Below are 14,001 nucleotides of genomic sequence, written 5' to 3' on the forward strand. Positions count from 1 at the left end.
TACGTAATACCCAAATAATAATTGCGGCACACTAAATATCGTTATCAGACGTCTCACCTATTAAATATTTAATAAAAGGAAAGACAAATTGAATAACTTAATTGTAGGAGTCATTGGAACTTCTAAAAAACAAGATGAAAAACGTTTCCCTATCCATCCTGAACACTTACCAAGAATACCCGAATCTTTTCGCCGCCAGTTAGTATTTGAAACAGGTTATGGGGTTGAATTTGGAATGAGTAATGAAGAAATAGCGGCAATGACAGGTGGTATAGCAACACGTTCTGAAATTCTAAAAGAGATAGGGACGGTTATTATCGCTAAACCCGTTCTTGAAGATTTACTTGAGCTAAAAGAAGGCGGTACTTTATGGGGTTATGCACATTGTGTGCAACAGCAAGATATTACGCAGGCGTCCATTGATAGAAAACTAACAATAATTGCTTTTGAAGATATGTTTGTTTGGTCGGCAACTGGACAGATAGGGCGACATACATTTTATAAAAATAATGAAATGGCAGGTTATTGCGCCGTGATCCATGCTTTACAACTCAAAGGCATAGATGGTCATTATGGTAACCAACGGAAGACTATTATCTTTGGTTTTGGTGCAGTTAGTCGCGGCGCTATTTATGCTTTAAAAGCCCATGGATTTAGAGACATTACTATCTGTATTCAACGAGTTGAGGATGAAGTTCGAGAAGAAGTCTTAGATTGTAATTATGTCCGAGTCAAAAATGGCAAAGAAGGCGAAGACAGAATGATGGTTTTTGAACATGACGGTACCTCTAGACCACTATCTGAATTGATAAGCGAAGCGGATATAATTGTAAATGGCACTTTTCAAAATACCCTAAAGCCGACCAACTTTGTAATTGAATCAGAACAAGAATGTCTGAAGCACAATAGTCTAATCATTGACGTGAGTTGTGATGAAGGCATGGGCTTCTTTTTTGCCAAACCGACCACTTTTAAAAACCCGATGTTTAGGTATAACCAAACAGACTATTACGCAGTTGATCATACACCGAGTTATCTTTGGGAAAGTGCAACTCGTTCAATCTCCGCAGCACTAATTGTTTACATACCAGTCATGTTAAAAGGGCGGGACAGTTGGTTTAAAAACGATACGATTAAGCGTGCCATTAACATAGATAACGGTAAGATAAATAATTCAGCGATTTTTACGTTCCAAAAAAGAGTACAAGACTACCCACATTCTTTAGTAGGAGAAGGCGAAATGAATGTTTAGCCTTTAACGCGATAGAAATTTAATAGACGTTAAAACATGAGATACAAAAAAAGCAGCTAATTGCTACTTTTTAATATTAAACACTAAAAATGAACGTTAGTTGTTATTTTTATAGTCTTCACATGCTTCTGTATCGTTACATTCGCCGTATAGATATAAACTGTGGTGAGTCAACTTCACATTGTAGCGTTTAGAAACCATCAATTGACGCTCTTCAATTACGTCGTCTTCAAATTCGATGACCTTGCCGCATTTTAAACAAACAAGATGATCGTGATGATGTTTATCGCTGAGTTCAAATACGGACTTACCACCTTCAAAATGATGGCGAGTAACGATACCTGCGTCGTCAAATTGATTTAACACTCGGTAAATTGTTGCTAGACCAATCTCTTCGTCTTGATCTAACATTAATTTGTACAAGTCTTCTGCACTGATATGTTCATCAGGAATAGACTTTAAGATCTCAAGGACCTTAAGTCGTGGCGACGTGACCTTAAGTCCCGCCTTTTTTAGTTGAATGTCGTTTTCACTCATTAGTCACTTTTTCTTATTTTAGTTTGTGTATGATTATAGGCATACAAAAAATATAATTAAACCCAGTATTTAGTGGGGGATTATAAAGTCCCAACAAAGCGCGTTATACTGGTGTTCCCCAAAGATCATATTCGTCACTGTGTTCAATCTGAACATCAATCATATCACCCGCTTCAACATTAAATACGCCATTGAGATAAACCATACCATCAATTTCAGGAGCGTCTGCAGTTGTACGTCCAATTGCGCCTTCTTCATCAACTTCATCGACAAGCACTTTCATCGTGCTGCCAATGCGAGCTTTCAGTTTATTTGTACTTATTAATTGTTGTTTCTCCATGAAACGCGCATAGCGTTCTTCTTTTACATCTTCGCTCACATGGTCGGCTAAATCGTTTGCGACCGCACCTTCAACTTCGCTGTATTTAAAACAACCTACACGGTCGAGTTGAGCGTCTTCTAACCAATCCAACAACAATTGGAAATCTTCTTCGGTTTCACCCGGGAAACCCACAATAAACGTTGAGCGGATAACAATTTCAGGACAAATTTCACGCCACTTTTTGATGCGTTCAAGAACTCGTTCTGCTTGTCCCGGACGTTTCATTGCTTTTAATATTTTAGGAGACGCATGTTGAAAAGGAATATCTAAGTATGGCAATAATTTACCTTCCGTCATCAACGGAATGACTTTATCAACTGATGGATATGGGTAAACATAGTGCAAGCGAACCCATAACCCTAATTCACCTAACTTTTCACATAACGTTTTCATGTCAGTTTTTACTGGCATGCCGTTCCAAAAATCCATTTTATATTTGACATCAACACCATAGGCGCTTGTATCTTGCGAGATAACTAAGAGTTCTTTTACACCCGCTGCTTTTAACCGCTCCGCTTCAGATAAAACTTCACCAATTGGGCGACTAACTAGATCACCACGCATAGAGGGGATAATACAGAAGGTACATTTGTGATTGCAGCCTTCCGATATTTTTAAATAGGCGAAATGTTTAGGCGTAAGTTTAACGCCATGATCTGGGATTAAGTTTTCAAAAGGGTTATGTTCAGGTTTTGGTAAATGCTCATGAACTTGATTTAACACTTCTTCATAGGCATGTGGGCCTGTTACGGCAAGCACATTTGGATGTATTTCTCGAATTTCATCACTTTTAACACCTAAACAACCTGTAACGATAACACGGCCATTTTCTTTAAGTGCTTCTCCAATTGTATCGAGAGATTCCTGTACTGCGTCATCGATAAATCCGCAGGTATTAACGATGACTAAATCTGAATCATTGTATGTATTAACAACTTCGTAACCTTCTGTACGTAATTGAGTCAGAATGCGTTCTGAGTCAACCAAGTTTTTAGGGCAACCTAAGCTTATAAAACCAATTCGAGCTGCACCAAGGTTTATTTGCTGACCTTCTTTGGCGCTATTTGACTGTTGTTCTAAGACTTTTTTGGGTGTCTCTAAAGTCGTAGTTTGTGTCGGGTCAAATTTGTTTACGGTCATATTGGGCCTTATTTTGTGGTTCTATATTCGAAGTATGAATTGCGTTGCGTATAATACAGGATTTTAAACTCAAAAGGTACTTACAGAACCCTTAGAAACGTTTAAATTTAACAAAGATAAGTAACCCTAAATATTACTCAACGTCATCGTATAATTGGTAATATTTACTTAACAAAATTTGTATTTTATCAAGTTCGTAGGGCTTTCCTAAATGCGCGTTCATACCAATTTTCTGATAATAAATGACTTCTTCTTCGGTGACATTTGCTGTTAATGCAACAATGATTAGTTCATCAAATTCGTACGTTTGTCTTAATACTTTGGTTGTTTCTATCCCGTCCATTACAGGCATTTGAACATCCATCAATACCACTCGGTAGGCATATTTTTCTATCGCCTCTAACGCTTCTTTGCCGTTTTCTGCTAAATCAACTGTTAAACCAAGGCTTTGTAGAAGATTCATTGCAACAATTTGATTTATTTTATTATCTTCAACTAGCAATATTTTTTGAATTAATTTAGATACCGTCGTTTGATTGTTAGGTACTTCCTTGACTAACTGGTTAGATTTTCCAATAAAGTCTAATTCGCTATGGTTTTTTTCTTTTGCTATTTTTAATATCTGATACAAACTTTCCATTGTTACGGGCTTAGGCAGAAAAAGGCCGGTAAATGCTACGTTTGCGTGGTTTTCTATGTACTCTTTACTGTATGCACTACATATGACCAATAAATCAGGTCGATTTGCATGGTTTTCCATTGCGACAATAAAGTCGAGACCAGATTCTCCTTTTAAATTCCAATCTACTAGCGCAAGGTCATAATGATTCTTTTCTACTAAAGTTAAGGCTTCTGAAATTGTTGTGGCGATATCAACGTCAACTTTAAAATGATTGGCCATTTTGCTTATAACAATTTGAGTCACTTCATAATCTTCAATAAGTAACATTTGTAAGCCGGGTAAGCTATCGGGTTCAATTTTTGATTTTAATTCGATAAGCGGTAACGCTACATTAAATTTCGAACCCGAACCCAATTCGCTTTCTACCCAAATTCGACCTCCCATTAACTCAACCAATAATTTTGCGATTGCTAATCCAAGACCAGTGCCGCCATATTTTCTAGTCGTTGAATGGTCTGCTTGAGAAAATCGTTTAAATAGCCTCAGTTGTTGTTCAGTGGATAGACCGATACCCGTATCTTCTATTTGGTAACAGATCCAGTCTTTATCATCGTATTGAGCCAAATTAACGTGCAATATGACGTGTCCATGTTCAGTAAATTTCACTGCATTGCTCATCAAATTAAGTAAAATTTGGTTAACTCTAACTGGGTCTCCGGTAATGGTTTTTGGTACATCTGGCGAAATATCAAAAATAAGTTCTATTGCTTTATCCTCGGCAACACGACCTAACATAATGTTAAGACTGTCAAACAGTTTTATATGATCAAAAGTAATGTTTTCGATACTGAGCTGGCCAGATTCTATTTTAGAAAAGTCTAAAATGTCGTTAATGATAGTGAGTAGGGCATTTGCAGAAAAGTCGATTTTCTCTAAGTAGGCGCGTTGCTGAGGCGTCAACGTTGTTTTAAGTGTTAACTCAATGAGTCCAATAATCCCAGTCATAGGTGTTCGTATTTCATGGGACATATTGGCGAGAAACTGGCTCTTGATTTCTACGGCATGTTCTAATGATTCGGACGTCTGCCTTAATTTCATCTGTTGACGTTTTAACACGATTATAAGCAATAGCAATAGGCACAAAATACTGGCTGAAGTTGCAGTAATCAACGTTCGTTGTGACCGTGTAATATTAAAATATTCGGTTTCTACAGCTTTGTTAACGTTACTAATAATAGGAAGGTTTATTAAGTGTTGCCGTTGCGTTGCTGACTGTTGGTAATTTTCCAAAACAAATAGACTATGCAGTCTAAATAAATTCCAATGGTTCAATTCTGATAGCGTCAACTGTGTTGAATCAAATGAATTTAATCGTGTCATTATTGCTTGTTGCAGTCGGCTCGTTGGGTTATTTAGAAAGTTAAAAACATCTATTTTTCCCTGCTGTATCACGCTGTTTGTAACCACAAATGCACTAGTTTCATAACCACTAATTAGTCGTAGTGACGTTTTAAACATTGTGACTAATTGAATGTATTTAGATGTACCTGATGAATAATTTCGAATGAGCGTTTGCAGTTGAGTCTTATTTTCTAAGTCTTTGGCAGCTTGTTCAATTTGCGAATCTAACTGGGCAAATCTATCATAGTGGACCTGGTCACTAAAATTGACGTTCAATAATTGAATTTGATGTTTTGGTAATAACATTTCTAATGTTTTTAACTTTTCCAAATTCACATTTAAATGTTGACTATCTAGATATGCTTGACTTCCATTGTTTGCAAAATATGCCAGTAAACACAAACAAAGAGCTTCAGGTAGATATTTAAATATACTCATATTAATCAACCTCTACCCGAGGCCCACTAAACGAATAAAGTAATGCGACAATGTCTTCAATTTCTGTCGATGTTAACTCTCGTCCTAACTGTGATCTTGCCATTATCTTTACGGCTTCATCTAATGTTGCGATTTCACCATTGTGAAAATAGGGCGCTGTTTCAGCAACATTCCGCAGAGAAGGTACTTTAAAAACATGATTGTCATTAGGGTCATTGGTAATAGCATAACGTCCAGGGTCAGTTTTAAGCCCAAGTGGAACGTGTTGCAAACGCCCAAATTTTTGAAAAATGTTGCCACCTATATTAATACCTTGATGACACGTTGTGCAGCCGTAAGATTTAAACAGGTGTAAACCTCTTTGTTGCTGTATCGTTAATGCGTTGCTATCACCCAAAATAAACCGATCAATTGCTGAACCTGGGGTAATTAACGACTCTTCGAATGTGGCGATCACCTGAGTTATATTTTGTTGCGTAATACCGTCTTTAAACAACTCTGAGAATTGACTTGCAAAATACGCATCATTTTTAAGCTTTGTAATAATTTCTGGCCAGGTAGTGCCCATCTCTATAGGGTTGTGAATAGGGCCAAGCATTTGCTCCTCTAACGTGTTTGCACGACCATCCCAAAATTGCTTAAAGTTAAATACGGCGTTCAATACGGTGGGTGAATTTCTAGAACCTTTTCGATTTTTTATGCCCGTCGATACTGGAAAACCATCATCACCACCATAATCAATTAGGTGACAGGATGCACATGAAACCGTATTGTCTTTAGATAACAACGGACTATGAAATACGGCTTTACCTAAACTTACCCATTCTTTATTAATTTCAATGATGGTCGGAATAGGCTGTATTGCACCGTAAACTTTCTGAAAATTATATCGGGTCTGCGTAAATTCCTCTTTAAGTTTCAAATGTTCACCGTCAAATAATTTTAATACCGGGACAATTAAACACACTAAAACAGCACAAATTAATGCTACGTAATATTTTTTGTCCATTCGGTTAATTCCATTTCTATTTAAACGCTTAGTAAAAGTTTAGTAGATAAATAACATAACAACTTAATTTTGATAGAATTCATATTTCGTTCTATTCTAAACGCCTGTTTAAAACAAAAGTATTACTCCATGAATTCAACCAAAATTAAAATTTTAAATGCGGCAGAATATTTGTTTGCTACTCACGGATATGCAGAAACATCCATGCGACAAATAACGAATCGAGCAAATGTAAATTTGGCATCGGTTAACTATCATTTTGGTTCAAAAAAAGCGTTAACCATTGAAGTTATCGATAGGTATCTATCTCAATTGATGCCAGACATTATTGCAAATCTAAAACAACTTCAAAACAAAAAAGAAGAACCAAGTATAAGCGCGATATTTTCCATTTTTAAACAACCATTATTAACCTTAAATTCAATTAATGATGGTGGAACTGTCTACTTTCTTAAGTTACTTGGTCGCGGTTATATTGATTCACAAGGCCATTTGCGAGGCTTTATTACCCACAAATATCAAACCGAGTTACGATTCATCCGTCAGGCATTTCATCAAAGTTGCCCACAATTGTCTGAAGAAGAATTATTTTGGCATTTACATTTTGCGTTAGGCACAACATCATTCACTTTGTCGGCATCTGATGCGCTGACAGATATTGTAAAAGCCGATTTTAATACAGAGCTTTACCTTGATGACATCTTAGATCGAATGGTGCCTTATATTTCGGCCGGTTTTATACGTCAAGGAAATTTAAATGTTTGACCCTAAACAAAGCCTTACCTGGATAGCACCTATCGTCGCTGTATTTACTGGTGTCATATGTTTTTATTTAGGGTTATCACAGGACATTGCGATTACCATTGCATTAACAGTGTGGGTTGGCACTTGGTGGATATTTGAATGTGTACCCATCCCATTTACTTCTCTATTACCTTTTGTTGTATTGCCTACCTTTAACATTATTGATTATAAACAAGCTTCGTCGTCGTTTGGCAATCACGTCATTATTTTATTACTTGGTGCATTTTTACTCGCAAAGGGTTTAGAAAGCTCGCAGGTGCATAAGCGGATCGCATTTAAAATTATTAACGTTATCGGTGGTACTAGTGCATTTCGTATTGTTTTTGCATTTATGTGTGCCAGTGCTTTTTTATCTATGTGGATGTCTAATACAGCGACTGTATTGGCATTAATGCCAGTTGCCGCAGCGGTATGTGCTGGCAGTTCTAATAAAGTATTTTCGGTAGCACTGCTACTTGGGTTAGCTTACTCAGCTTCTATTGGAGGAGTAGGGACACTAATTGGTACACCACCAAATGTTATTTTTGCATCTGTTTATGAACAATATGCCGGTATGGAATTTAACTTTGTTGATTGGATGGCAATTGGTGTACCCATTGTCGTTGTAATGATCCCACTAGTGGCATTGTGGTTAACACACAAAATTAAACTCGACCACAAAATTGAGTTGCCCCAAATGGGACAGTGGCGTTTGGCTGAAAAAAGGGCTTTAGCAATTTTTTCTGTTGTTGTTTGCCTCTGGGTTTTCAGAAAAACACCGTTTGGCGGTTGGACAGCTTGGAGCGGAATAGAAGGTGTTGGCGATGTTACCATTGCTATGTTTGGGGCGATCATAATGGCCATTGTTAAAGGCGATAATGACAGGCCAATACTCACTTGGGAGACGGCTAAAACTATCCCATGGGACATGTTAATACTGTTCAGTGGTGGTATTTGTTTAGCAAAAGGATTTAGTGCATCTGGCCTGAGCGAGCTTATCGGTAATTCGCTTTCTAGCGCATTAGAAATGCAAATATTTTTAGTAATGATTGTCCTTTGTTTAACTTTATCTTTTTTAACAGAGGTCACTTCTAATACTGCTACCGCGACGTTATTTATGCCAATACTAGCAAGTGTCGCTTTCGAAAAAGGGATCCCTATCGAATACATAATGATCCCAGCAGTTATTTCATGCAGCTTTGCATTTTGTTTACCTGTTGCGACTGCGCCAAATTCTGTCGTATTTGCAACAGGGCAAGTCACTGTAAAAGATATGGCAAAACAAGGTGTCCCGCTTAATATAATGGGCGCTTTTGTTATTTCTGCACTCTGTTATTTGATTTTATAGCCTAAGGTCTAATACCTTAATGTGTGTTTATTCTCTAGGTTAGTAGTGATAAAACTAGTCTGGAGAATAAACATGACCTATTTTACATCCTATCAAGCTGCTAAACATGACCCTGAAGGCTTTTGGGCTGAAGAGTCTAAAACTATCGAATGGTTTAAAAATCCAGATTCGATTTTAAGTAAAGACAGCAATGGCTTTTATCGGTGGTTTGATGGTGGTGAACTAAATACGTCTTACCTCGCACTGGATTGCCAAGTAAAACTCGGTCTTGGCGATAATGCGGCAATCATTTACGACTCGCCAGTAACTAATACCAAATTGACGATAACCTACAATGAATTACTAGAGCGTGTATCAAAATTTGCTAGTGTATTGGCGGCTCAAAATGTGCAAAAAGGCGATCGTGTATTAATCTATATGCCTATGATCCCTGAAGCTTTAATCGCAATGTTGGCAACTGCCCGCCTCGGTGCTATTCACTCTGTTGTATTTGGTGGATTTGCAGCACATGAACTGGCCATTAGAATTGATGATGCGGAACCAAAAGTCATTGTTACTGCGAGTTGCGGTATCGAAATAGACAAAGTCATTCCATACAAACCTATTGTAGACAAAGCCATCGCCAGTTCGGATCCCCAGACTAAACCAAATGCTTGTATTGTTTACCAACGTTCTCAACTATTTGCCAAATTAGACCAAGAAATTGATATAAACTGGATGGACGAAGAGCAACTTGCACCTTTACATCCTCCCGTTCCTGTTAAGGCTACCGATCCGCTTTATATTTTGTATACGTCTGGTACCACAGGCAAGCCCAAAGGTGTTGTGCGGGATAATGGTGGCCACGCCATTGCAATGAAATACAGTATGAAAACCGTCTACGGTGCTTCACAGGGTGATGTGTTTTGGGCCGCATCAGATGTTGGCTGGGTTGTCGGGCATTCGTATATTTTATATGGCCCGCTTATGTCTGGTTGCACTACGTTATTGTATGAAGGTAAACCCATAAAAACACCGGATGCCGGCGCTTTCTGGCGCGTGTGTGCTGAACATAAAGTAAATATTTTGTTTACTGCGCCAACCGCATTTAGAGCGATTCGAAAAGAAGACCCTAAAGCGAGTCTTTTAAAAGAATATGATCTTTCAAATCTTAAACGCCTCTATTTAGCAGGGGAACGGCTAGACCCCTCCACTTATCTATGGTTAAAAGAAGCTACCCATAAGCCCGTTATCGATCATTGGTGGCAAACTGAAACCGGATGGCCTATCGCTGGCATACCTGTAGGTTTAGAACAACTCGAAGAAAAGCTTGGCTCCGCTGGTTTACCAATCCCAGGGTTTCAAGTCGAGATCCTTAATCAAGACGGCCATCAATGCGAAGCCGGAAAAATGGGTACCATTGCGATTAAATTACCATTACCACCTGGGTGTTTACCGACTATCTGGAAAAACAATGACAGGTTTAAAGCCGGTTATCTAAATAGCTTTGATGGGTATTATGTGACTGGTGATGGGGGATATGTCGATGAAAACGGCTATTTATTTGTTATGGGCAGAACTGATGACGTAATAAATGTTGCAGGTCATAGACTGTCTACCGGTGAAATGGAAGATGTTATTTCAGGCCATACTGCTATAGCAGAGTGCGCTGTAATGGGAATACATTGTGATATTAAGGGGCAAGTACCTTATGCATTGGTTGTCTTAAAAAATGGGATTGAATACCTAAATATATACGATAAGGAAATTAAGTCATTAATAAGGGAACAAATTGGCGCAATTGCATCGTTAAAAGAAGTGGCTGTTGCAAAACGTTTACCAAAAACACGTTCAGGTAAAGTCCTGAGAAAATTAATGAAGCAAATGATTGATGGTGAAGACATTCAAATACCATCTACTATCGATGATGTTTCTGTTATTTCAGAGTTAAAGAGTATATTTTCTCAACGATTACCAATTTAACCAAAAATAATATCGGTAACAGCCATTCACTCGCGGTTTTTAAAGGATTTTTTTATCCATTAACAAACCGCGACGCTGTTACTACTGCCAAATTTTAATGTTTCGGTTTTCAAATATTTGTTTACCCTCTGTTAACAAGTGTTGAACAGCAGGGTATTTAATCTTTCGCTTTGGTAATACTTACATAAGTCGCAATCGCCTGAAAATACTGCCACTGAAGATAGTAAAGCCAATCCTAAAGGTCATAGAAATAATATGTATAAGGAAGTTATTTTATATCACAGCCTTTAAAAATGATTTTTGATAAAATTGTAAGCTAAGCACATATTTCTATCGGAGATCCCTTTATGTCAGAGAGTCGTTTTAAACATATAGATCTAAAAGGTGATGTTTTTGGCGGTGTAACCACCGCCGTTATTTCTTTACCGCTAGCACTTGCGTTTGGTGTTGCCTCGGGCGCTGGTGCAGAAGCTGGTTTGTGGGGGGCTATTTTAGTTGGTTTATTTGCCGCACTGTTTGGCGGTTCTACCACTTTAATATCTGAACCGACCGGACCAATGACAGTCATCATGACCGCAGTACTTACAACGATGATGGCTAAATATCCTGAAACTGGAATAGCAATGTCATTTACTGTTGTCATGATGGCCGGGGCATTTCAAATTTTACTGGGGACTTTAAAACTCGGAAAATATGTCACGTTAATGCCATACAGTGTCATATCAGGCTTTATGTCTGGGATCGGTATTATTCTCATTATTTTGCAGTTATCTCCGCTCGTTGGCCATCCTGCACCTGCCGGTGGTGTCATAGGAACATTAAGTGCACTGCCAGAACTTTTAAGCAATTTAAAACTAAGTGAAGTTTTTCTAGGTCTGATCACATTAGGGGTATTGTTCTATTTTCCTAAAAAATATCGAAAATTTGTACCTGCACAACTCGTTGCATTGATCTTTGTCACACTCGTATCAGTCATCATCTTCGACACCGATAGTGTACGTAGGATTGGCGAAATACCATCAGGGCTACCTTCTATCGTCATACCTCATTTTAATGCTGAAATGTTAACAATTATGGTTATTGATGCGTTAGTTTTAGGTACTTTAGGTTGCATTGATACTCTACTAACAGCGGTAATCGGAGATTCATTAACTCGTAAAGAACATGACTCAGACAAAGAATTACGGGGTCAGGGCTTAGCAAATATGATCTCAGGCTTATTTGGCGCACTGCCTGGTGCAGGCGCTACAATGGGAACTGTCACCAATATTCAAGTTGGCGCTCGTTCTCCGTTATCAGGCATTATACGTGCTGGAACCCTAGCTTTGGTCGTTTTAGTTGCTGGCGGATTAACCGAACCCATTCCGATGGCCGTTCTCGCTGGCATTGCGGTTTATGTTGGGTTAAATATTTTAGATTGGAGTTTTATTCAACGAGCCCATAAAGTTAGTAAACAAGGCATGTTTATTATGTATGGCGTTATGCTCCTTACGGTTTTTGTAGATCTAATTGCTGCAGTCGGTTTAGGGGTATTTATTTCAAATATCATTGTTATTGAAAAATTAAGTAAAGAACAAGCTCGTAAAATTAAAGCAATTAGCGACGCCGACGATAATGACGTGCCTCTGACAAACCGTGAACGGGAACTGTTAGAACAAGCGAACGGCAAGGTATTGTTTTTTTATCTCTCTGGGCCAATGATTTTTAGTGTCTCTAAAGCGATTTCAAAACAGCATGCAAGTATTTCAGACTATCAAGTCATGATCTTAGATTTAACAGACGTACCTATGATAGATGTAACCGTTGGTTTAGCGTTAGAGAACGCTATTAAGGATGCGGTAGATGCCAACTGTGAAATTTTGTTATTGTGTGACGATGTAAATACGAGACAACAATTAGAAAAATTTAAGATAATGGATTTAATAAAACAAGATGCGCTTTGCGAAAGTAGAGAAATCTCGTTGAATAGGGCACTTGAGTACATAAAATAAGTTTTTTAGCGTCAGACATAAAAAAAGGACGGCTTACCGTCCTTTTTAATGCGCTATCTAAATATTATTTTAGTTCATCTAAACACATTTCTTCGTTTATCTGAGCACACCATTGTTTAATTCGTTGCTCGGTTAGTTCTGGTTGACGGTCTTCGTCTATACCTAAACCAACAAAATGGTTGTCATCTTGCAACCCTTTAGAAGCAACAAAATCATAACCTTCAGTAGGCCACAAGCCCATTAAAATACCGCCTTTAGCATCAACAATATCTCGTACCATACCCATGGCGTCTAAGAAATATTCAGCATAATCTTCTTGGTCGCCACAGCCAAATACAGCATATAACTTACCATCAAAATCTATTTGCTCTAATTCAGGAAAAAAGTCATCCCAGTCACATTGTGCTTCGCCGTAATACCAAGTAGGGATCCCGAATAACAACAAATCGTATTCTGCAATTTCTTCTTTTGTACTTTTTGCGATGTCATGAACGTCAACTAGCCCTTTACCAAGTTCTTTTTGGATAAGTTTTGCTACATGTTCAGTATTACCAGTGTCGCTACCGAAATAAATGCCTACGCTTGCCATTTAAAATAACCTTCTATAAATTTTTTAATGATTCGTTTATCAAGTCAGCTAAAAATTCGCCGCGACTTAACCCTCGTTCTAGGGCCAATTCAGACGCTTTATCATAAGTTTCTTTATGAAGCTTAATTTCGACTCTTTTTAAACCCGCTTGTCTATCTCTAACAAGCTGATTTTTCTTATTAATTCTTAGTTGTTGCTCTCGACTATATGGAGACGATTTAGGTCGCCCCCGTTGCTTTTCAGTCTCAAACAAGTCAATGGTTGTACGATCAATTGTTACTTTAGCCATTAAGAAAGTCCGTTTGATTCCCAAAGAACCTGAACTATGCCTTTAAACACAAAGCCGGCGCATCCCAAAAACAAAACAAACCAAACAAATACCCGACCAAATTTAGGCACTTCGCCTTTTTTTAGAACATCTTGAATTGCCATACCTATAAAAATGAAAATTCCGATAAAAAACAGATTTAATCCTATCGTTTCGGCAATGGCATACTGTTGCGGTGTCATCGTTTTAACTTACCTAAAATGTTTTTGAAAATTGTCT

12 protein-coding genes are annotated in these 14,001 nt (G+C 38.0%); 5 read left to right on the forward strand and 7 right to left on the reverse strand.

The genetic code is table 11. The features are described 5' to 3' along the window. The first annotated feature begins 88 nt into the window (after window positions 1-88). Window positions 89-1,252, forward strand: coding sequence for a N(5)-(carboxyethyl)ornithine synthase (locus tag Q4575_RS01095; protein WP_303521056.1), 1,164 nt, complete (start codon window positions 89-91; stop codon window positions 1,250-1,252). A gap of 96 nt (window positions 1,253-1,348) precedes the next feature. Here Q4575_RS01095 and fur read toward each other — a convergent pair whose 3' ends face one another. The 4 genes from fur to Q4575_RS01115 all read right to left on the reverse strand — a co-directional run bounded on the left by fur (window position 1,349) and on the right by Q4575_RS01115 (window position 6,781). Next, window positions 1,349-1,789, reverse strand: a complete 441-nt coding sequence (gene fur / locus Q4575_RS01100; RefSeq protein ID WP_215962913.1) for a ferric iron uptake transcriptional regulator — start codon at window positions 1,787-1,789, stop codon at window positions 1,349-1,351. Between the two features lie 103 nt (window positions 1,790-1,892). Beyond that, complete coding sequence (gene rimO, locus Q4575_RS01105; RefSeq protein WP_215962914.1) at window positions 1,893-3,311, reverse strand: 30S ribosomal protein S12 methylthiotransferase RimO; 1,419 nt, start codon at window positions 3,309-3,311, stop codon at window positions 1,893-1,895. Between the two features lie 133 nt (window positions 3,312-3,444). Next, window positions 3,445-5,772, reverse strand: a complete 2,328-nt coding sequence (locus tag Q4575_RS01110) for a response regulator (protein ID WP_303521057.1) — start codon at window positions 5,770-5,772, stop codon at window positions 3,445-3,447. A 1-nt stretch (window position 5,773) separates the two neighbouring features. Then, a complete protein-coding gene (locus tag Q4575_RS01115) occupies window positions 5,774-6,781 on the reverse strand; it encodes a cytochrome-c peroxidase (RefSeq protein ID WP_303521058.1) in 1,008 nt (335 codons plus the stop codon). 129 nt (window positions 6,782-6,910) lie between these two features. Between Q4575_RS01115 and Q4575_RS01120 the strand changes: the two genes are divergently transcribed. From Q4575_RS01120 to Q4575_RS01135, 4 genes are all read left to right on the forward strand, one after another. Further along, window positions 6,911-7,546 carry a TetR/AcrR family transcriptional regulator gene (locus tag Q4575_RS01120; RefSeq protein WP_215962917.1) on the forward strand — a complete coding sequence of 212 codons (636 nt, stop codon included), beginning with the start codon at window positions 6,911-6,913 and terminating at the stop codon, window positions 7,544-7,546. Then, window positions 7,539-8,912, forward strand: a complete 1,374-nt coding sequence (locus tag Q4575_RS01125; RefSeq protein ID WP_303521059.1) for an SLC13 family permease — start codon at window positions 7,539-7,541, stop codon at window positions 8,910-8,912. Before Q4575_RS01120 ends, Q4575_RS01125 begins: the two co-directional genes overlap by 8 nt. Window positions 8,913-8,984: 72 nt before the next feature. Continuing rightward, window positions 8,985-10,874, forward strand: a complete 1,890-nt coding sequence (locus tag Q4575_RS01130) for an AMP-binding protein (RefSeq protein ID WP_303521060.1) — start codon at window positions 8,985-8,987, stop codon at window positions 10,872-10,874. 347 nt (window positions 10,875-11,221) lie between these two features. Continuing rightward, window positions 11,222-12,865 carry a SulP family inorganic anion transporter gene (locus tag Q4575_RS01135; RefSeq protein ID WP_215962920.1) on the forward strand — a complete coding sequence of 548 codons (1,644 nt, stop codon included), beginning with the start codon at window positions 11,222-11,224 and terminating at the stop codon, window positions 12,863-12,865. A gap of 64 nt (window positions 12,866-12,929) precedes the next feature. Here Q4575_RS01135 and fldA read toward each other — a convergent pair whose 3' ends face one another. From fldA to Q4575_RS01150, 3 genes are read right to left on the reverse strand one after another with little or no spacing between them, the layout of a single operon-like run. Beyond that, entirely contained in the window at window positions 12,930-13,454 is a 525-nt protein-coding gene (gene fldA / locus Q4575_RS01140; protein ID WP_215962921.1) for a flavodoxin FldA, read from the reverse strand. 13 nt (window positions 13,455-13,467) lie between these two features. Next, window positions 13,468-13,743 carry a LexA regulated protein gene (gene ybfE, locus Q4575_RS01145; RefSeq protein ID WP_215962922.1) on the reverse strand — a complete coding sequence of 92 codons (276 nt, stop codon included), beginning with the start codon at window positions 13,741-13,743 and terminating at the stop codon, window positions 13,468-13,470. Then, a complete protein-coding gene (locus Q4575_RS01150) occupies window positions 13,743-13,964 on the reverse strand; it encodes a DUF2788 domain-containing protein (protein WP_272179653.1) in 222 nt (73 codons plus the stop codon). The genes ybfE and Q4575_RS01150 overlap by 1 nt, the downstream gene beginning before the upstream one ends. Between the last annotated feature and the right edge of the window lie 37 nt (window positions 13,965-14,001).

The organism is Psychrosphaera sp. 1_MG-2023 (assembly GCF_030548245.1).
Taxonomy (GTDB): Bacteria; Pseudomonadota; Gammaproteobacteria; order Enterobacterales; family Alteromonadaceae; genus Psychrosphaera; species Psychrosphaera algicola.

Bases quoted from the DNA above. Each gene is read 5' to 3' on its own strand.
- fur (WP_215962913.1), bottom strand. From the start codon at position 1,789: ATGAGTGAAAACGACATTCAACTAAAAAAGGCGGGACTTAAGGTCACG.
- rimO (WP_215962914.1), bottom strand. From the start codon at position 3,311: ATGACCGTAAACAAATTTGACCCGACACAAACTACGACTTTAGAGACA.
- Q4575_RS01110 (WP_303521057.1), bottom strand. From the start codon at position 5,772: ATGAGTATATTTAAATATCTACCTGAAGCTCTTTGTTTGTGTTTACTG.
- Q4575_RS01115 (WP_303521058.1), bottom strand. From the start codon at position 6,781: ATGGACAAAAAATATTACGTAGCATTAATTTGTGCTGTTTTAGTGTGT.
- Q4575_RS01120 (WP_215962917.1), top strand. From the start codon at position 6,911: ATGAATTCAACCAAAATTAAAATTTTAAATGCGGCAGAATATTTGTTT.
- Q4575_RS01125 (WP_303521059.1), top strand. From the start codon at position 7,539: ATGTTTGACCCTAAACAAAGCCTTACCTGGATAGCACCTATCGTCGCT.
- Q4575_RS01130 (WP_303521060.1), top strand. From the start codon at position 8,985: ATGACCTATTTTACATCCTATCAAGCTGCTAAACATGACCCTGAAGGC.
- Q4575_RS01135 (WP_215962920.1), top strand. From the start codon at position 11,222: ATGTCAGAGAGTCGTTTTAAACATATAGATCTAAAAGGTGATGTTTTT.
- fldA (WP_215962921.1), bottom strand. From the start codon at position 13,454: ATGGCAAGCGTAGGCATTTATTTCGGTAGCGACACTGGTAATACTGAA.
- ybfE (WP_215962922.1), bottom strand. From the start codon at position 13,743: ATGGCTAAAGTAACAATTGATCGTACAACCATTGACTTGTTTGAGACT.
- Q4575_RS01150 (WP_272179653.1), bottom strand. From the start codon at position 13,964: ATGACACCGCAACAGTATGCCATTGCCGAAACGATAGGATTAAATCTG.